Below are 18616 nucleotides of genomic sequence, written 5' to 3'. Positions count from 1 at the left end.
GCCGAGCCGGCGCGATGAAGGCATCGCGCCGGCAATCGTCAGTTCTTGACGTCCGGCGGCCCTGGCCGACGGCTGGCGTCCGCTCGAACCCGGAGTTCCACCATGGCCCCTGAAAAGACCACACCAGCGATCGAACTTATCAATGTCAGTCGGCGGTTCCTCTCGCCCACCGGCAAATCACTGACGGCGCTGCGCGATTTCACCATGACCGTCGAGCGCGGCGAATTCGTCGCCGTAGTCGGTCCAACCGGTTGCGGAAAGTCCACCACCCTCAACCTCGTCACGGGGCTAGCAAGCCCAAGTGCCGGCGAGGTCCGTGTCATGGGCGCGCCCGTCAAGGGAATAGACCCGCGCATCGGTTTTGTTTTCCAAAGCGATGCCCTGTTTCCCTGGCGAACCGTGATCGAGAACGTGATGGCCGGCCCGCTCTTTCGCGGCAGGGCCAAGTCGGACGCCACGGCCGCGGCACATGACTGGCTGGCACGCGTCGGCCTGTCGCGTTTCGAGCAACATTATCCACACCAGCTTTCCGGCGGCATGCGCAAGCGCGTGGCGCTGGCCCAGACTTTCATAAACGGTCCGGAAATCCTGCTCATGGACGAGCCGTTTTCAGCGCTTGACGTGCAGACACGCGTGCTGATGCACGAGGAATTGCTGCGCCTGTGGTCGCAGGCAAAGGCTTCCGTGGTCTTCGTCACGCATGATCTTGAGGAGGCGATCGCGCTCGCCGACAAGGTCTATGTCCTGACCGCCGGGCCGGCCACCGTAAAGTCGGTCTACACGATCGATCTGCCGCGCCCGCGCATCGTCGCCGATATCCGCTACGAGCAGAGCTTCATCGATTACTCGCGCACCATCTGGGCCGACCTCAAGGAAGAGGTCGAGACCAGCTATGCGCGTGCGGCAGCCTGAGGAGGAAAGCCATGACAGATGCCGCCATCGACATCAGAGCAGGGGCTTTCAAGCCCGGTACATCAGACGCGGAAATCGAAGCGGCCGCCGCCAAGGCGGCACAGCATCGCCGCCGCACCGTGATGTTCTGGCGGGTCGCCATTCTCGTTGCCTTTCTCGGCCTTTGGGAAGTCGCTGCGCGCATGGCCTGGATCGATCCGTTCTTCTACGCGATGCCCAGCGCGATCGCGCAGCGGCTCTATGAATGGACGACGGAAGGAACGTCCGAGGGGCCGCTCTGGTACCATCTCTATGTCACCATGGAGGAGTCGGTCATCGGCTTCGCGACCGGCTCGGTCGCCGGTATCATCATCGGCGTCGCTCTCGGCCGCAACCGGATGGCCGCCGACATTTTCTCGATCTACATCAAGGTGATCAATTCCATTCCGCGCGTGGTTCTGGCGCCGATCTTCATCATGATCCTTGGCCTCGGTCTCGCTTCGAAAGTGGCGCTTGCCTTCGTGATGGTTTTCTTTGTCGTCTTCCACAACGCATTCCAGGGCGTGCGGGAAGCCGACAGGGCTATGATCGCCAATGCCCGCATCCTCGGCGCGTCCAACTGGCAATTGACCCGCTCGGTGATTGTCCCTTCGGCGATGAGCTGGATCTTCGCCAGCCTGCATGTCAGCTTCGGCTTTGCCATCATCGGCGCGATCGTTGGCGAGTTCGTCGGCGCACGCTTCGGCATCGGCCTGCTGATCAACATCGCCAAGGGGTCCTTCGACGCTGCCGGCATGTACGCCGCGATCGTCATCGTCATGGTGGTGGCGCTCGGTGCCGAGTACCTGATGACGATGGTCGAGAACCGCCTCGCAAAATGGCGCCCCCAGCCACTGAATGAGACGCAGTGAGCGATACGCTAGCCGCTCGCCAGCGGCAGCCGCACTTCAACCACCAGACCGCCGGCCGCGCCATCCCCGAGGGTGACGCGGCCGGCGGCATTCTCGACGACCTCGCGCACGATGGCGAGGCCAAGCCCGCTGCCTTCCTCGGTCGAACCGGCAATGCGATAGAAGCGCTCGAACACGTGGTCGCGCTCGTCCGCCGGAATGCCGGGTCCGTCGTCGGCGACCGTCAGCACGGCTTCGTCGTCAATGGCCGTCAGCTTCACCGTGACGCTGCCGCCGGCCCGGGAGTAGCGCAGCGCGTTGTCGACGAGGTTGACGATCATCTCGCGCAGCATGGTGCCGTCGCCGATGACCGGCACAGGGCCTGCCTCTTCGAGGCCGAGATCGATGTTGCGACCGATCGCTGTCGGCGCCTGCGTTTCCAGCACGTGCCGGGCGGCTTCGGTCAGGTCGATGCGGTCGGCGCGCGGCCGCCGGCTGCCCGGTTCCGCCCGCGACAGGGTGAGCAACTGTTCGGCCAACCGCGCCAGCTTGCCGGAGCTGGCCTGCAGCGCCACCAGCGCCTCGTGGCGCGCGTCGGGGACAGTTTCGCGAAGCGCATAGCTCGCTTGCGTCGACAGCAGTGCCAGTGGGGTGCGCAATTGGTGCGCCGCATTGGCGATGAAGCGGCGCTGCGCCGCCATCTGCGCCCGCACCCGCTCCATATAGGCGTTCAGCGCGTCGATCAGCGGGCGGATCTCGTTCTGCGCGCCCGGCACTTCGACGGGGTCAAGGTCGCTTCGGCGCGGCGAGCGCACCGCGTCGCGCAAGCGGATCAAGGGTGCGAGGCCACGATGCAGACCCAGCAGAACGAACAAGCCCGCAATCGCCACCAGCGCCAGCTGCTGGGCAAAGGCGCCAAACCAAAGACGCCGCACCATGGCGTCGTGTCCGGCAAGCGAGACGCCGACGGTAACGGTGATCGGCGAATCGTTGCCGGCACCGACCACCGTGTGGCTGAAGGTAAGCAGCCTCAGCCGATGGTCGCGATAGCTTGCCTCCGTGTTGGAAGACTTCGGTGCCTCCGGCAGGTCCGGGTAGCCGGTCAGCAGCCGCCCTCCAGCCGTCTTGACATGGTAGTAGACGCTGTCCTGGTCGCCGGTATCGAACATTTCGATCGCCGCCGGCGGTATCGTGGCGTCGAGTACGCCGTCGGCCACGGCGACACGTTCGGCAATAGCTCGCGCCGAGCCCATCAGCATGCGGTCGGTGACAAGGTCCGCGGTTGCCAGCGCGTTGCGGTGGCTGGTCCACAGATTGATGGTCGCGAGCCCGACGAGCGGCAACACCACCCAGCCCAAAAGCTGTAAGCGGAGACTGTTAATCCTCATGGCGCCAGATCGTCATGGCGCAACAGATAGCCGAGGCCGCGCAGCGTGACGATACGGACCCGCGACCCCTCGAGCTTTTTGCGCACACGGTGCACATAGATCTCGATGGCGCTGGGGTCGGCGTCGGTTTCGAAATCGTAGATCGCCGCCGAAAGTGCTGCCTTGCTCACGGTGCGCCCGGCTTTGACCATCAATTGCTCCAGCACCGCATGTTCGCGCGGTGTCAGCGCCAGTGGTTCGCCGGCGAGCGAAAACAGCCTTGTGTTGGTGTCGAAGACGAGATCGCCACAGGCAACGACAGGCGCGGTACGGTCATTGGCGCGGCGTAGCTGCACGCGGATGCGCGCCTCGAGCTCCTCGATCTGGAAGGGCTTGGCCAGATAGTCGTCGGCGCCCTCATTGAGGCCCTTGACCCGGCCGTCGAGGCTGGCATTGGCGGTCAGCACGATCACCGGCACGGCATTGCCGCGCGCCCGCAGCATGCGCAGCACCTCCATCCCGCCCATGCGCGGCAGCGCCAGGTCGAGGATGACGAGCGCATGATCGCCCGCGGCAAGCGCGTGCTCGACGTCCTCGCCGTCATGAACAATGTCGACCACGTAATTCGCCTGACGCAGGGTCTTGCCCAGCCAGTCGGCCAGTTCACGATTGTCCTCAACAAGCAGCAGTCGCATATCTATGGCAGTCCGGATCTCATCCCCAGCGGATCGCCTTGGGCTTGATAGGCCGTGGCACCCCTGATCTCTCCTGAATGAGCGACAGGATTGATCTCAACGCAAGACAAATGCGGTCATGGCCAGGGGTAACAGCAGATCCTTGCAAGTGCGGATCGGCCTATTTTTGTCCACAAATCGAACCGAACGGTTCGGTTCTGATTTGACAGATTGTATCGCAAACGGTGAACAATGGTCTCCAAAAGCACTCCGGCTTCGTTAGAGGCGCTGAGTTTAGTAGGCTGAAATCATTGCATAAATCGTATCAAAATTGCTGCGATGCAACATGCATTGTCTATAATATAAGGAAATTCTGCAAAACCGACGCGACTGGTAATCCCAAAAAGCATTCCTTATTTCGGGGTGGTCCGAGCGACGCGAAATTCCTCCCAAGGGCACGCCACTAGACGGACAGGACAGATAAATACTGGAGTAAAGAAAATGACCAAGATCGCTCTTACCGCCGCCGCCATCCTCGTTGCCACGGGCACCGCTTTCGCCGGCAGCGACAATTATGGTTCGGCCAACGCCAATCAGCCCGCCGCCACCGTCGACCATTCGGTCACCGCTTCGACTTCGAAGTCGACCGCTGCGTCCGTTCAGGCCCCGCAGGGCGCTGATCGCAACCTCTTCGGCCGTTAATCGCGACTGCCGATACCAACTCAAAACTTGAATTCAGGAGTACTTAAAATGACCAAGATCGCACTCACCGCCGCCGCCATCCTCGTCGCCACGGGCACCGCTTTTGCCGGCAGCGACAATTATGGCTCCAACAATGTCAACCAGCCGGTTGCCAGCCAGTCGTCCTCCAACGTCGACACCACGCATACCGGTTCGATCGCCAAGTCCGTAAAGGCACAGGGCGACGCCAATGCCAACGTGCCGGCTCAGTCGGGCCAGGGCATCTGGGGCCGTTAATTCCTTCAATCCCCGGAAGACGACAAAGAGCGGTGGGCTTGGCCCGCCGCTCTTGTTTTTTGCCTACGAGAATAGTCGGCGGACAATGCGTCGGCTGGATGCAGGTGGGATCAGTTGTGGGATCAGTCACCCCTTGAACCACACCTCCCTCTCAGCAGGATTGCAGCCCGCGCTTTTTCAGAACTTGACGCTTAGATTTGCCTTGGCGCCGTTGTCGGTGGTGCCGCCGCCGAACTGGCCAGAGTAGGACAAGCCGAGCGTCGCATTGGCGGACATCTTCAGGTCGAGGCCGGCCTCGACCACTGCAGCGTCGCGGGCGATTGGTACGCCGGCGATGGTGAAGGCATCGCCGCCGGCAAAGGCGAAGGTCGAGGTCGGCGTGACATCGCCAAAGGCATGGCGCCAGCCGAGCATGCCGCGCGCGGTGGCGTCGATGCCGCCAAGCGCAAAATCGGTCGAGCCGCGCAGGCCGAGTGTGGTGAAGGTGGCATCGGTGGTCGAGCCGGCACTGGTCAGCGCGGCAGCACCGCCCGTTTCGGTGAAGCCGTCCGTGTGCACGCTGACATAGGCGAGATTGGCGAAGGGCTCGAAGGCGAACTTGTTCGCATCGATCTTGTAGGCAAGTTCGCCGAAGGCCTGCGCGGTGCCGGCGTCGTAGTCGGCCGAGAGCCCATCCGTGAAGCCGTTGAAAGCAACGGACCGATGTGTCGAGAGGCTGCTCCAGCTGTAGGCAGCACCGCCGCGCAAGGCGATGGCGCCCCAATTGGTGCCGCCATAGAGGCCAAGATGGTAGTTGTCGCTGGCACCAGTGGAATTGCGCGCGTCGACGTCGAAGGACGAATGGCTGTAGCCACCGAGAACACCGACACGCCAGCCGCCCACCAGCGTGTCGGCACCGGCCAGCAGGCCGCCGGTCGAACGATCGAAGGTGGCGGCATTGCCGTCGCTGTCGGTAATGCCCCACGACCCGAAGGCCTGGCCCCAGACCGCGAATCGATCAGTGTCGGCGGCGACCATTTCGGGGCCGCCATCGCCATAGGCCATGACGGGCAGGGGGGCGGCACCGGCATCGCCGAAGGCGGCATCGATGCGGCTGGTGGCGGCATCGCGGACAAAATGGCTGTCGTCGAGCAGCATGCCCTTGGTCGAGGCATGGATCTCGCCGGAAAGCTGGTCGAAGGCTTCTTGAACGGCGGCCACCGTCGGCAGCATCACGATCGCCTCATCGATTGTATTGCCGCTGCCCAGGCTTTCCACGCCGGCGCCGGTGGCGATCTGGTTTGGTGTCGCGCCAACCGAGGCGAAGCTGGCGCTGCTGCGATCAACATCCAGATAGACATTGTTCTTGTCATAGGTCAGGCCATAGCTGAGGAAGGGTGTCGTGCTCAGCCCGCTGACGCCGGCAAAGCTGCCGTTGACGCCGTCTGCGGCGGTCAGGATGGTGTACTGGGTGCTCGCACCATAGGTGCCGGGGGCAGCAAGCACCTGCACGCTGCCCCCAGTCAGGTCCGCCGTTCCCGAGGCGAGGATCAGGTCGGATGCGCCGCTTGCGTTCACCTGGACCTGATAGATTGAGCCCGCTGCCAGGAGGAGATCGCCGGCGACATTGAGCGTGCCGATGGAATTGCCGGGCGCGACGGTGCCGCCGGAATGAGCACCGATCCAGCCGACCACGCCAGTGCCACCGAGAGTGCCGCCGTCCGACACCGTCACCACCGCGCCAGGCAGCAGGGCGTTCACCGCAAGCCGGCCGCCGGTGATGTTGACATCACCGGCGAAGCCGATGGAATCCGTGTTCAGCTCCGTGTTGCCGGCGATCTGGTTGATCGTGCCGACGCCGAGGATCGCAGGGGCGAAAACATAGTCGCTGCCGGTGTGGTTGAAGTTGATCGTGCCGGCGCCATGGCCGAAAGAGACGGATGCGGCGTCGAGTGTGCCTGGCGCCACGGCCGCATCGCCGGCCGCGGCGCCGATGTTGAGCGTGGCGGTCGAGCCGGATTGATTCGCGAGCAGAAAATTCCCACTCACCGACATCGCGCCGCCACTTGAAAGGGTGAGGGTGCCGGTCGAACCGGATCCATACCCCAGGTAGGCATTACCGCCCACCGACACGCTGCCGCCGTTTGAGATGGCAACCGTGCCCGAAGCGCCGTTACCGCCGCCGATATATAGATCGCCCGGGTTCGTCCAATTCGAATTGGCCCCGACGACTGTGACGGCGCCAATGCCGCTAGTCAGGCCGATGACACCGCTCGTATCGGTAACGGCGCCGCCATCGGCGATTGCCAGCGTGCCGTTGCCCATGTCACCGACATCCAGAACACCGCTCCCGATGAGGGTCGAACCCGCGCCAGTGACCGTGACGGTGCCGGTAGAGGCGGCCGCGTAGCCGATCGCGGTTAAGCCGCCATTGTCCACGATGGCGCCTTTTTCGATCGTCAGGGAGCCACTGCCCGAGTCGCTGCTGCTGTTGTTATCGCCGCCGACGAAAAGATTACCCGTATGCCAGGTCGACCCGGTGCCTGTTACGAAGACCTTTCCCGTGCCGCCGGCTTCCATGCCGACAAAGCTATTATCGCTAGAAACCGTACCACCGTTCTGGATCGTCAGGCTGCCATTGCCCGAGTAGCCTATGATAAGGTCCTTCGCGTCGTTCCAGATGGAACTGGTGCCATCGACGGTCACGTCGCCAGTCGACCCTGCAGCGGCGCCCACCTCGCCATAGCTGGTTGTGATTGAACCGCCGTTCGAAACCGTCAGCGTGCCGCTGCCCGAGTCGCCGATGTCGTTATAGCCGCCGACGAAAAGGACCACCGAGTTCCAGGTCGAGCCGGCTCCTGTTACGAGCGCCGTGCCCGTGCTGCCGGCTGCTATGCCAACATAGCCAGTCTGGCTAAGAACCGTACCACCGTTCTTGATCGTTAGCGTGCCGGTACCCGCGTTGCCAACGCCCAGCTCGTCAGTCGTGAATGTCGAATGGGCGTCCTCGACAGTAAGCATGCCGGACGAGCCCGCGTCATTACCGAGCACCGCTCCCGTTCCAGCCGAGGCGGCGCCGCCATTGCTGATCGTGAGCGAGCCCGAACCGCCGAGGATGCCGACCGACAGGATTGTGGCGGTCTGCAGGGACGAACCGGCACCGTCGACCGTGGCAGTGGCGCTGCCTGCACCCCCGCCAATGATGGTCTGGTCGGTGCTGATGGCGGTTCCACCATTGGTGACCGACAAAGTCCCGGCCATGCCGGAACTAACGCCGTTGACAGCCAGCGTACTTTGCGCCGTCAGTGTGGAGCCGGTGCCATAGACATTTATGGTGCCATTGGAGGTGGCGCCGGCAAGCACGTGAAGGGCGGTGACAGCCCCGCCATTGGCGACCGTCAGCGTCCCATCGGATCCGACGCCGATGTCAACATCACTCGTGGGAGCGTTCACCTGGGAGCCCGCTCCGGTGACCAGTACGACGCCGGCGCCTGAGTTTGCCACATCGGTCCTGCCAACATACAGGCCGTCCGTGACTGAAAGCGTGCCGCCGTTAGCAATGGTGAGTTGACCCGGCCCCCCCGGACCCGTGCCTGCCTGATAACCAACGCTCACGGTCATAGCAGCGTCGCTTCCGCCATTGATCACAGTCGGAAATGGCGTCGTCGTCGCTATGGTGACAATGTCGCTGGATGTTGGAACGGCGTTGTTGCTCCAGTTCAAAGAGGTGAACCAGTCGCTGTTGGCCGCGCCCGTCCATGTTTCATCGGCGCTGGCGGAGGTTATCGATAGCCCTGCAATGGCGGTGCCGGCGAGCAGCAGCGCGGCCAGTCCGGCCTTGCGGTGTATTGGACGGAATGTCGCGCGTGAAGAGATCATGATCGGGAACTTTCAGAAGGATTTCAGGGAAAAGCGCGCATTGAAGCGCCGCCTGTCGAGAGAGCGGCCGTGTCCTGCGCCGCCGCGCTCATGAAGTGCCATGCGGGAAAGCCGCCGGGCAGCGGCCCATCCGGGTAGGTCGTGAGATGGATGCAAGGATCATCAGGAGCCCAAATCAGCGGTGAAGCTGTGGAAGATTACCGGGGCGCGGCGGAGCGGCGCTTGGGCTGGGCGGCGCGGCGGCTAGGGCTGCGCGGCACGAAACGCAGACGGGACAGCAATGTTGCCATTCTGCAACGGCTGCTGACAGGCGAAGCCACCAGGCCAGCCAAATCGCATCGTTGCCAAGACCAAGACAACTATGGCGCTGCCGACCTCGAAATTGATCGTTAGATCAATGGCATCAGAACACTACCCTTGCTGTCTGGGTGACGCATGGCGACCTCTGATTTGGTCGTGTTCGACGTCCACCCTTGCGCCGGCGGATCACCGCGCGTCGCTCTCATCCTTGCCGCCGCGGCCCGCGCGTATATCGGACGGCGTGACGCCATAGCGCCGCCGAAACGCAAGATTGAAATAGGACAGGTCCCCGAACCCTGCTTCGAAGGCGATGGTGCTGATCATGTGGCCGGCGAACCTGACGTCTTCGAGGCAACGGCGCGCGCGCGCCAGGCGCTGGTTCAGCACGAAGTCGGTGAATGTGGTCTGATCGCCGTCGAACAATGACCTGATGTAGCGTGGCGAAATGCCATGGCGCGCCGCCAGCCTGTCGATCGACAGGTCACGCCGGGTCAGATTGGCAAGGATATCGGCTTTCAGCGCCTGCAGCCGCGCCACGCGAACGCCACGCCCCCTGGCGAGATGGGCAGCATCCCGGTTGGCCCCAAGCGCCAGCACCGTCAGGTCCTGAATATGCGCGCTGCCGGCGGCCTTGAGCTCCGGTGATATGGTGTCGATCTCGCCCTGGAGCATTCCGACATAGCTGGTCAGCAGCCGCATCGCCTCATTGTCGCGCGGGATGCGCTGCATCAGCGCATCGTCCAGATTGGCCAGGGTCTGCGTCAGGACGGTCCGGGATATGGCGAGCGTGAGAAGGTGGCCGATCGGTTCGGTGTTCAGGGAGCCACCGGGCATGGCGCTCGACCATAGCAGGGCCTCGCCCGCCCTGAGATCGACCTCTTTCTTGCCCTGATGGAACAGGATGTCTCCGCCGGAAATGACGAGGACGAGATCGTCGTTGCCGTCGGATGCCTGGGCCCTGGTCCGCGTGACCCTGGTCGGAGAACAGGAAAATGATGCTATGGCCAGGTTCGGCAGCGCCTGGATACAACCAGTGACGTGCAGCGGTTCGTCGCTGGCCGGCTCCAGATCGAGTTTGACGATGCTGCGGCCATAGGCTTCACGCCAGATCGACAGCCGGTCCCGCTCAGGCAAATCATCGGTCGAAAACCGGAAGGACGGCTCACCTCCTTGCACAAAAACTCCGCGACAGGCGTCTTGAATCAGCTGGGGCAAGCTACAAGGGAGAGGGCAGCGATCGCTTGGGCTGGGTGACGCGTCGTTTTGGGCTGAGAGGAACAGCGAGATTGAAAGCGCGGCGATATGCCGTCGGTTCAATCAGCAGCGCGGCAGTGCTGCGACAGGGCTACCAGCCGCCCTCGAATCGTGCTGCTGCGCGTATATCGGACGGGGTCGCCTCATAGCGCTGGCGGAAACGGTGATTGAAGTAGGACAGGTCGCCGAACCCTGCATCGAAGGCGATGGTGCTGATCAAGCGCGCGCCAAGACGAGGGTCGATGAGGCGTGCGTGCGCGCGTGCCAGCCGCTGGTTCAACACGAAATCGGTAAAGGTCGTTTCCTCCCCCTGGAACAGCGAGCGGATGTAGCGCGGCGATACGCCGTGGCGCACGGCGAGGGCATTGATCGAAAGCCAGTTCGCGGTGACATGGGCCACGATATCAGCCCTGATCGCATGCAGCCGGGCGACCCGCACACCACGTCCCCGGGCAATCTCCGCAGCGTCGCGGGTCGCGCCGAGCGCGAGCGCCACGAGATCATGGACATGATCGCCGGCAGCCTGTTGCAGGCTCGCGGACGACCGTCCCAGTTCGCCGCCGACGATCCGCAGGTAGGATGTCAGCAGCCGCAACGCCTGGTTATCCCTGGACAGCGGCCGAAGAACACTGGCGTCGGCGTCCGCCAGCTGTGGAGCGAGCCGCTTTCGCGCAAAGCGTAAGTTGGTGAGCTGCACGCGAGAATGCGTGGTACCGCTCCCCGGTTCGTCATTGGCGGTGACGATCGCTTGGCCGCCGCTGAATGTCTCTTCCCGCCCTCGCTGTTTAGCCGTCCCCAATCCGCTCTGCAGGATGACGAGAACAAGATCGTCGCTATCGATCAGTTCGCTCGTAAGCCGATTGCGCATCTCGGAGTGTGATCCGGTGGAGATGCGCAGGCCGGGCAGGGCTTGCAGAGTGATATCGACATCGAAATCGGTGCCAGGCTTGGGTTCCATCTCGATCCGGAAAAGCCTTCGCCCGAAAATCTCGCGGAAATGTTCCAGACGTTGCGCGGGCGGCAAGGCGGCGGTGGTAATTCGAAGAGGCTCGACACTCCCGTTCGCCTGCACGTCAAGTCACCTGTTGAAGTGTTGGCAAGCGGCTGAGGCTCCGTCCCGTCCGCTTGCCACCCTAGGCTGCTGTCTTGTGATGCTGCAACGGCGCGGGCTATCCGTTCGGGATCAAATTGTTGTCATTCAGCTTGCCCGCGATCTCTCCTTATGATGCCCGGCAGGACGATGGGCCGTCCTTGCGGGCGTGAGCGAGGTCGATTGCGGTCACTGAAAAAGCTCAAATCAACACATCGACGATAAAACCGAACCGTTCGGTTCGATTTATGTTGACGCACTGTGCAGGACAGTGTGAACGCTGACTCGGCGAAGGCGTACACGTCGCGCCGCGCAATTTCGTCTAACCATTTGATATCAATGAAAAAGATTGTGGCCGCAGGAGCCTGCTGCCGGATTTCAAGGTCTGGATTCGGCCTGCGCTGGAACATCTTCGTGATTGGAAACGGCAGCAGGGCAGACCCATCTCGGGGTGGTCCGAGCGACGCGAAATTCCTCCCAAGGGCACGCCACTAGACGGACAGGACAAGGAATACTGGAGTAAAGAAAATGACCAAGATCGCTCTTACCGCCGCCGCCATCCTCGTTGCCACGGGCACCGCTTTCGCCGGCAGCGACAATTATGGTTCGGCCAACGTCAATCAGCCCGCCGCCACCACTGTCGACCATTCGGTCACCGCTTCGATCTCGAAGTCGACCGCAACCGTCCAGACGCAAGCCCCGCAGGGCGCTGATCGCAACCTCTTCGGCCGCTAATCGCGACTGCCGATACCAACTCAAAACTTGAATTCAGGAGTACTTAAAATGACCAAGATCGCACTCACCGCCGCCGCCATCCTCGTCGCCACGGGCACGGCTTTTGCCGGCAGCGACAACTATGGCTCCAACAATGTCAACCAGCCGGTTGCCAGCCAGTCGTCCTCCAACGTCGATACCACCCATACCGGTTCGATCGCCAAGTCCGTAAAGGCACAGGGCGACGCCAATGCCAACGTACCGGCTCAGTCGGGCCAGGGCATCTGGGGCCGTTAATTCCTTCAATCCCCGGAAGACGACAAAGAGCGGTGGGCTTGGCCCGCCGCTCTTGTTTTTTATGCACGCGGGTGTGCTGATCGAAAATCGAACCGATCGGTTCAAGTTATGTTGACGAACCGTGAGCGGACGGTCGACGCCAGCTCGATAAATCGCTGCACTATGTGTTGGCGGTTTCCTTGTAACTATATGATATTAATCAATAAAATTTTTGACGATTGATCCCTTGGCCGAAGTTCAAGATCTGGATCCGGGGCGTGATGGAACATCTTCGTGATTGGAAGTCGACGAATGAAAAACCCACTTCCAGCCTGTCCGAGCGACGCGAAATTCCTCCCGAGGCCACGCCACTTGACGGACAGAACTTAGGAATACTGGAGTAACGAAAATGACCAAGATCGCACTTACCGTTGCCGCCATCCTCGTTGCCACGGGCAGCGCCTTCGCCGGCAGCGACCACTATGGTTCGGACAACGTCAACCAGCCGGCCATCACCGCACCCGCGGGCAATATCGACCACGGCCACACGGCTTCGATCCGCAAGCCGGTCGAGCATCACGGCTTCAAGCTGACGCCCGATTCAGACCAGCCGGAATCCGGCCAGGGCAATTGGGGCAACTAAGCCAACGCTTAATCGCACCTGGGCATCTGGGGGCCACTGTTCTTCGCAGCAGTCCTCGATAACAAAGAGCGGTGGGCTTGGCCCGCCGCTCTTGTTTTTTGCGCAACAGGGCAAGCACCGGCTTGCATCGGTTTGAGCAGTTGGTCGTCTCACCCGGCAGAAAAAGCTTCCGCCTCCAGGAATAAAACCGGACGGCCTCGGGTCTTGTCCTTAGCGGAACCGTCCTCCCAAGACGCCGCCCAACGGATGAAACAGGAGATTGAAATGAGCAAGATCGCTCTCGCTACCGCCGCCATCCTCGTTGCGACCGGCACCGCCTTTGCCGGCAGTGACCATTATGGCTCCGACAATGCCAACCAGCCGGTTGCCTCGGTCGCCGGCGTGGATCATGCCGTCACCGGCGCGGTCAAGAATACGGATATGGCCGGGCACAAGGCCGCCGACACCAAGATGAAGACCACCACTGAGTGGCCGGAACCCGGCCAAGGTATCTGGGGGAACTGAGGTCTCGGCCGCGGGCTTGCCTGCCGCACCTGTCCGGCAGCGGATTTCTAGTTCAGATCCTTCGGGCGCAGGCAATGCGTCAGCCGCCCGGACGACAGGCCGGACCAATCGCCCTCGAAGACAAAGCGCGCAAGAGCCGCCGTCGGAAACTTTTCCTCGAGCCTCTTGCGGGCTTTGGCCTCCGAGCCTGAACCGGCAAGCTGTTTCGCCAGATCTTCCAAGCCCGGATTGTGGCCGACCACCGCCAGGCAACCGCTCGACGGCTCGGCCAGGCGAATCTGACTCAGAATATCCGCCGCCGAGGCATCATAAAGCGCATCGGCAAACACGACCCGGGGATGCGCCGGCAGTTCCGCGGCGACCAGCCGCCAGGTGTCGCGGGTGCGCAGCGCCGATGACACCAGCACCTGATCCGGCAGCCACTCGCGTGCCGCAAGCTCCCGTCCCATCAATTTGGCCGCCTTCAATCCGCGTTCGGCGAGCGGTCGATCGAAATCATCGAGATCAGCATCGTCCCAGCTCGATTTGGCGTGACGCAAGAGAAGCAGCTGTTTCATGCCCGTGTTCTCGGCTCAGGGCGTGATCCGCGCCAGATGCTCGAGATCGGCTTCCTCGCGCAGCGGATCTGGCGCCATCACCACCGAGGTGCCGTTGTCGGCATCGTCGGCAAAGTGGGCAAGCACTGTGCGCCCGGCTTCCATGCGCGCCTTGCCTTCGGCGACCAGTCCGAGCGCCAGCGGATAGAGCCGGTGCTCGGCCTTCAGCACCCGGGCGGCCAGCATATCGGCATTGTCGCCGACCATCACCGGCACGGCCGCTTGCGCGATGATCGGCCCGTCATCCATCTCGGACGTGACGAAATGCACGGTGCAGCCATGGATGCGCATGCCGGCGGCCAGCGCGCGCGCATGGGTGTCGAGACCCTTGAATGCCGGCAGCAGGGCAGGGTGGATGTTGATCATGCGGCCTTGCCATTTCTGGACGAAGCCGGAGGTGAGGATGCGCATGTAGCCGGCCAGCGCCACGATCTCGGTATTAAAGCCCGTGAGTGCTGCGTCGATCGCCGCGTCATGCGCCTGCTTGCTGCCATGGTCGGCGCGGGCAATGACCTGCGTGGCGATGCCGCGCGCCTTGGCGATGCCGAGGCCGGCGGCGTCCGCTTTGTCGGAAATGACGCCGACGATCTCAGCCGGGAAGGCCGGGTCGCTGGCAGCGGCAATCAGCGCGGTCATGTTGGAGCCGCGCCCCGATATCAGGACGACTGTGCGCTTTCTCTGCGTGCTCATAGGCCGATCGAGCCCCGATAGATGACGCCGGCATCGCGGCGCGGCACGATGCGGCCGATCGGCGTCACCGTCTCGCCGGCTTCCTGCAGCACGGCGGCGACCTGCGCCGCCTGGCCGGAGGCGACCGCCAGGATCATGCCGATGCCGCAATTGAAGGTGCGCATCATCTCTTCCGGCGCCACGCCGCCAGTCTTGGCCAGCCACGAGAACACCGCCGGCACGTCGATGGCTTCGAGATCGAGTTCGGCCGAAAAATCCTTGGGCAGCACGCGCGGAATGTTTTCAGGGAACCCGCCACCGGTGATGTGGGCCAGCGCCTTGATGCCATGCGTGTTGCGAATGGCCTTGAGGATGGACTTGACGTAGATGCGGGTCGGTTCGAGCAGCGCCTCGGCCAGCGTCGCGTCGTCGTTGAACGGCGCCGGATCGCTCCACGAAAGGCCGCTTGTCGCGACGATGCGGCGCACCAGCGAAAAACCATTCGAGTGCAGGCCCGAGGAAGCGAGGCCGAGCAGCACGTCGCCTTCGACGATGTCGTCTGTGGGCAAAAGCTGGCCGCGTTCAGCCGCGCCAACGGCAAAGCCGGCGAGGTCATAGTCCTTGCCGTGATACATTCCGGGCATTTCCGCCGTCTCGCCGCCGATCAACGCGCAGCCGGCCTGCCGGCAGCCTTCGGCAATGCCGCCGACGATCGCCGCGCCCTGGTCGGGGTCGAGCTTGCCGGTGGCGAAATAGTCGAGGAAGAACAGCGGTTCCGCGCCCTGCACGACGATGTCGTTGACGCACATGGCAACGAGGTCGATGCCGATCGTGTCGTGCTTGCCGGCATCGATGGCGATCTTGAGCTTGGTGCCGACGCCGTCATTGGCGGCGACCAGCACCGGATCGGTGAAGCCGGCCGCCTTGAGGTCGAACAGGCCGCCAAAACCGCCGATCTCGCCATCCGCGCCCGGCCGGCGCGTGGCGCGCACCAGCGGCTTGATCTTCTCGACCATGAGATTGCCGGCATCGATATCGACGCCGGCCTCGGCATAAGTGAGCCCGTTCCTGCGCTTGCTCGTTTTGGGCTGGCCCGTTTTGGGCTGGCTTGTGTCGCGCTTGCTCATCGCAATTTTCCTGCTCGTTTGCGGGCTCTTCGCATGAATGGTTTCGGGGGGCAAGGATAACGGCGGAACCGGGCGCCATTTGGCCTGACAAAAGCGTGGATAGCATTTCCGACATTCGCGGCGAACACCATGACAGCCGAATTGCGCGGCACGGAGCTTGCGGCGCCTCTCCATCTCCATCATCTATCCCTGACCGGAGAGGACGGGCCGAGCATTTGACCATCCCCAACCTGATCACCATCCTGCGCCTTCTTCTGGTGCCCGCCGTTGTGCTGGCCATGCTGCAGGCGCGCTGGGACTGGGCCTTTGCCGGCTTCGTCATTGCCGGCGTCTCGGATGGCGTCGATGGCTTCATCGCCCGCCGTTTCAACCAGCAGTCCAGGCTCGGCGCCTATCTCGATCCGATGGCCGACAAGCTGCTTTTGGTTTCGGTGTTCGTCGTCATGGGCTTCATCGGGCAATTGCCGCTGTGGCTGGTCGTCACCATGGTGTCGCGCGACGCGCTGATCGTCTGCGCGGTTCTGCTGTCCACCGTCATGGCCCATCCGGTCGAGATAAAACCGTTTCTGGTGTCGAAGGCCAATACCGCCGTCCAGATCGTGCTGGCGGCGGTCGTGCTTGGGGAACTGGCCTTTGCCGTGCACCTCGACCCACTGCGGCCAGCCCTCATATTGCTGTCCGGGGTCTTGACCGTGGCTTCGGCCGCAGCCTATCTCGTGGCTTGGCTGAGGCATATGAGCGGCTATGGCGAAGGCTCCAATCCGGACATCTGAGAAAGAAGCGGCGGTGATCGAGGCTGCGGCCGCCGATCTTGGCGCGGCCTCCGCGTTCCGCCGCCAGATCTTCTTCTGGCTGGCCGGCGTCGCCGGACTTGCGCTGTTCCTCTATGTCTTCAGCGGCATCCTGCTGCCCTTCGTCGCCGGCATGGTGCTTGCCTATTTCCTCGATCCGGTCGCCGACCGGTTGCAGCGGTTCGGCCTGTCGCGCTTCATGGCGACGGTGGTCACCCTCATCACCTTCCTCATCGTGCTGGTGCTGGCTTTCGTGATCCTCATTCCGGTGCTGGCGACGCAGATGGCCGATTTCGCCGGCAAGCTGCCGGAGTACCTGACCAGGCTGCAGAGCCTGATCACCTCCTTTGATCCGAAGTGGCTGGAGCAGAAATTCGGTGTCAACGCTAATGGCTTGCGCGACGGGTTGAACTCGCTGCTGACCTCCGGCTTTGGCCTGATCACCACGGTCTTCACCTCATTGTGGAGTTCTGGCATGGCGCTGGTCTCGGTGGTCAGCCTGTTCGTGGTGACGCCGGTCGTTGCCTTCTACATGCTGCTCGACTGGGATCGCATGGTGGCGGTCATCGACAGTTGGGTGCCGCGCGACAATGTCGCGACGGTGCGCGCCATTGCACGCGACATCAACACCGCCACCGCCGGGTTCGTGCGCGGCCAGGGCACGCTCTGCCTGGTGCTGGGCGCCATGTACGCCACCGGCCTGACGCTGACCGGGTTGAACTTCGCCATCCTCATCGGCCTGTTCGCCGGGCTGATCTCGTTCATCCCCTATGTCGGCTCGCTGACCGGGCTGGTGCTGGCCGTCGGCGTCGCTTTCGTCCAGTTCTGGCCGGACTGGACGATGATCGTCGCGGTCGCTGTGGTCTTCTTCATCGGCCAGTTCATCGAAGGCAACATCCTGCAGCCCAGGCTGGTCGGCAAAAGCGTCGGCCTGCATCCGGTGTGGCTGATGTTCGCGCTGTTCGCCTTCGGCGCGCTGTTCGGTTTCGTCGGCCTGCTGATTGCCGTGCCGGCTTCCGCCGCCGTCGCCGTTCTGGTGCGCTTTGCCATCGCCCGCTATCTTGAATCGCCGCTCTACAAGGGCCACGCGACAGCACCCGCGCCGCCGCTGCCAGCCGATCGCGGCGGCGGCCACCGCACGCAGCCGCGTCGCTGAAGTGACCGCCCAGCGAACCGATCCGCCGCGCCAGCTGCCGCTCGATCTCGGCCACGGCACCGGCTATTCGCGCGACGAACTCGTCGTGTCCGGTACCAACAACCAGGCGGCGGCGATGGTCGACCGCTGGCCGGACTGGCCTTCGCCTGTAGTGGTGCTGGCAGGTCCCGCCGGCTCCGGCAAGACGCATCTGGCCGCCATCTGGGGCGCGCGCGCCAACGCGGTGGCTGTCGATGCCGGGCGCATTGGCGACAGCATCGCCAATCTCGGCGCCCGACCGGCGCTGATCGACGATGTCGATGCAGGCGCAGTCGACGAACAAGGGCTGTTCCATCTGATCAATGCGGTGCGTGGCGCCGGTTCCACGCTGTTGTTGACCGCACGGCGTTTTCCCTCGGCCTGGGGTGTTTCATTGCCCGATCTGGCCTCGCGGCTGAAGGCGGCGGCGACAGTCGAGATCCACGAGCCCGACGACCTCCTGCTGGCGGGTGTCATCACCAAGCTGTTCGCCGACCGCCAGGTCGAGGTCGAACCGCATGTCGTGCAGTATCTGGTGCGGCGCATCGAACGCTCGCTGGCGACAGCCATGCGCGTGGTGGAGCGGCTCGATCGCACCGCTCTCGAGCGCAAGATGCCGATCACGCGGGCGCTCGCCGCTGAAACCATCAGCGCCATGGATGAGGGGCAGCGCGAGTTCGAGATTTAGAGAAACTCGACGTGTAGACGGCTGGCAAATGGGGTGCCGTGTCCCATTTCGGGAAAGAGCAGCTGGCATCTATCTTGCTCCACCAGCTTGCCGGCTGACCCCGGTCCTGATTGCGTTCCAAATCAGGTTGTA

20 protein-coding genes are annotated in these 18616 nt (G+C 63.1%); 12 read left to right on the top strand and 8 right to left on the bottom strand.

Going from position 1 to position 18616, the window contains the following annotated elements; genetic code table 11:
* The first annotated feature begins 102 nt into the window (after positions 1–102).
* Both DBIPINDM_RS40440 and DBIPINDM_RS40435 read left to right on the top strand, forming a co-directional pair.
* The gene (locus DBIPINDM_RS40440; protein ID WP_258584590.1) at positions 103–912 is read left to right on the top strand and encodes an ABC transporter ATP-binding protein; all 810 of its coding nucleotides are present in this window, start codon (positions 103–105) and stop codon (positions 910–912) included.
* Between the two features lie 11 nt (positions 913–923).
* Positions 924–1802, top strand: a complete 879-nt coding sequence (locus tag DBIPINDM_RS40435; protein WP_258584589.1) for an ABC transporter permease — start codon at positions 924–926, stop codon at positions 1800–1802.
* 8 nt (positions 1803–1810) lie between these two features.
* Here the strand turns inward: DBIPINDM_RS40435 and DBIPINDM_RS40430 are convergent, their stop codons facing one another.
* Positions 1811–3169, bottom strand: coding sequence for a sensor histidine kinase (locus DBIPINDM_RS40430; protein WP_258584588.1), 1359 nt, complete (start codon positions 3167–3169; stop codon positions 1811–1813).
* Positions 3166–3843: a response regulator gene (locus DBIPINDM_RS40425; protein ID WP_258584587.1), complete on the bottom strand. Its 678-nt coding sequence runs from the start codon at positions 3841–3843 to the stop codon at positions 3166–3168. Before DBIPINDM_RS40425 ends, DBIPINDM_RS40430 begins: the two co-directional genes overlap by 4 nt.
* A 480-nt stretch (positions 3844–4323) precedes the next feature.
* Here DBIPINDM_RS40425 and DBIPINDM_RS40420 point away from each other — a divergent pair, with 480 nt between their 5' ends.
* Together DBIPINDM_RS40420 and DBIPINDM_RS40415 are read left to right on the top strand one after the other, a co-directional pair.
* Positions 4324–4524: a DUF680 domain-containing protein gene (locus DBIPINDM_RS40420; protein ID WP_015318441.1), complete on the top strand. Its 201-nt coding sequence runs from the start codon at positions 4324–4326 to the stop codon at positions 4522–4524.
* Positions 4525–4572: 48 nt separating this feature from the next.
* Positions 4573–4800, top strand: coding sequence for a DUF680 domain-containing protein (locus tag DBIPINDM_RS40415; RefSeq protein ID WP_258584581.1), 228 nt, complete (start codon positions 4573–4575; stop codon positions 4798–4800).
* A gap of 177 nt (positions 4801–4977) precedes the next feature.
* Here the strand turns inward: DBIPINDM_RS40415 and DBIPINDM_RS40410 are convergent, their stop codons facing one another.
* On the bottom strand, positions 4978–8232 hold the full coding sequence (locus tag DBIPINDM_RS40410) for an autotransporter outer membrane beta-barrel domain-containing protein (protein WP_258584586.1): 3255 nt from the start codon (positions 8230–8232) through the stop codon (positions 4978–4980).
* A 229-nt stretch (positions 8233–8461) separates the two neighbouring features.
* Here DBIPINDM_RS40410 and DBIPINDM_RS40405 point away from each other — a divergent pair, with 229 nt between their 5' ends.
* Complete coding sequence (locus tag DBIPINDM_RS40405) at positions 8462–8752, top strand: hypothetical protein (protein ID WP_258584585.1); 291 nt, start codon at positions 8462–8464, stop codon at positions 8750–8752.
* Between the two features lie 392 nt (positions 8753–9144).
* Here the strand turns inward: DBIPINDM_RS40405 and DBIPINDM_RS40400 are convergent, their stop codons facing one another.
* Together DBIPINDM_RS40400 and DBIPINDM_RS40395 are read right to left on the bottom strand one after the other, a co-directional pair.
* Positions 9145–10134, bottom strand: coding sequence for an AraC family transcriptional regulator (locus tag DBIPINDM_RS40400; protein ID WP_258584584.1), 990 nt, complete (start codon positions 10132–10134; stop codon positions 9145–9147).
* Between the two features lie 169 nt (positions 10135–10303).
* Complete coding sequence (locus tag DBIPINDM_RS40395; RefSeq protein WP_258584583.1) at positions 10304–11284, bottom strand: AraC family transcriptional regulator; 981 nt, start codon at positions 11282–11284, stop codon at positions 10304–10306.
* A gap of 546 nt (positions 11285–11830) precedes the next feature.
* Between DBIPINDM_RS40395 and DBIPINDM_RS40390 the strand changes: the two genes are divergently transcribed.
* The 4 genes from DBIPINDM_RS40390 to DBIPINDM_RS40375 all read left to right on the top strand — a co-directional run bounded on the left by DBIPINDM_RS40390 (position 11831) and on the right by DBIPINDM_RS40375 (position 13439).
* Entirely contained in the window at positions 11831–12037 is a 207-nt protein-coding gene (locus DBIPINDM_RS40390) for a DUF680 domain-containing protein (RefSeq protein WP_258584582.1), read from the top strand.
* Between the two features lie 48 nt (positions 12038–12085).
* On the top strand, positions 12086–12313 hold the full coding sequence (locus DBIPINDM_RS40385; protein WP_258584581.1) for a DUF680 domain-containing protein: 228 nt from the start codon (positions 12086–12088) through the stop codon (positions 12311–12313).
* A 388-nt stretch (positions 12314–12701) separates the two neighbouring features.
* Positions 12702–12935: a DUF680 domain-containing protein gene (locus DBIPINDM_RS40380; protein ID WP_258584580.1), complete on the top strand. Its 234-nt coding sequence runs from the start codon at positions 12702–12704 to the stop codon at positions 12933–12935.
* Positions 12936–13199: 264 nt separating this feature from the next.
* Positions 13200–13439: a DUF680 domain-containing protein gene (locus tag DBIPINDM_RS40375; protein WP_258584579.1), complete on the top strand. Its 240-nt coding sequence runs from the start codon at positions 13200–13202 to the stop codon at positions 13437–13439.
* Positions 13440–13486: 47 nt separating this feature from the next.
* Here DBIPINDM_RS40375 and DBIPINDM_RS40370 read toward each other — a convergent pair whose 3' ends face one another.
* From DBIPINDM_RS40370 to purM, 3 genes are read right to left on the bottom strand one after another with little or no spacing between them, the layout of a single operon-like run.
* Positions 13487–13996, bottom strand: coding sequence for a SixA phosphatase family protein (locus tag DBIPINDM_RS40370; protein WP_258584578.1), 510 nt, complete (start codon positions 13994–13996; stop codon positions 13487–13489).
* Between the two features lie 15 nt (positions 13997–14011).
* Positions 14012–14725: a phosphoribosylglycinamide formyltransferase gene (purN, locus tag DBIPINDM_RS40365; protein ID WP_258584577.1), complete on the bottom strand. Its 714-nt coding sequence runs from the start codon at positions 14723–14725 to the stop codon at positions 14012–14014.
* Positions 14722–15831: a phosphoribosylformylglycinamidine cyclo-ligase gene (gene purM / locus DBIPINDM_RS40360; protein WP_258584576.1), complete on the bottom strand. Its 1110-nt coding sequence runs from the start codon at positions 15829–15831 to the stop codon at positions 14722–14724. The genes purN and purM overlap by 4 nt, the downstream gene beginning before the upstream one ends.
* A gap of 215 nt (positions 15832–16046) precedes the next feature.
* On the opposite strand from purM, the gene DBIPINDM_RS40355 reads away from it, so the two are divergent.
* From DBIPINDM_RS40355 to hdaA, 3 genes are read left to right on the top strand one after another with little or no spacing between them, the layout of a single operon-like run.
* Positions 16047–16604: a CDP-alcohol phosphatidyltransferase family protein gene (locus DBIPINDM_RS40355; protein WP_258584575.1), complete on the top strand. Its 558-nt coding sequence runs from the start codon at positions 16047–16049 to the stop codon at positions 16602–16604.
* Positions 16576–17778 carry an AI-2E family transporter gene (locus DBIPINDM_RS40350; protein ID WP_258584574.1) on the top strand — a complete coding sequence of 401 codons (1203 nt, stop codon included), beginning with the start codon at positions 16576–16578 and terminating at the stop codon, positions 17776–17778. The genes DBIPINDM_RS40355 and DBIPINDM_RS40350 overlap by 29 nt, the downstream gene beginning before the upstream one ends.
* 1 nt (position 17779) lies before the next feature.
* A complete protein-coding gene (gene hdaA, locus DBIPINDM_RS40345; RefSeq protein WP_258584573.1) occupies positions 17780–18484 on the top strand; it encodes a DnaA regulatory inactivator HdaA in 705 nt (234 codons plus the stop codon).
* Positions 18485–18616: the final 132 nt, after the last annotated feature.

The sequence above is a fragment of the Mesorhizobium sp. AR02 genome, assembly GCF_024746835.1.
GTDB lineage: Bacteria > Pseudomonadota > Alphaproteobacteria > Rhizobiales > Rhizobiaceae > Mesorhizobium.
The sequence above is the reverse complement of the archived record's forward strand: the minus strand, read 5'-3'. Positions and strand labels throughout refer to the sequence as shown.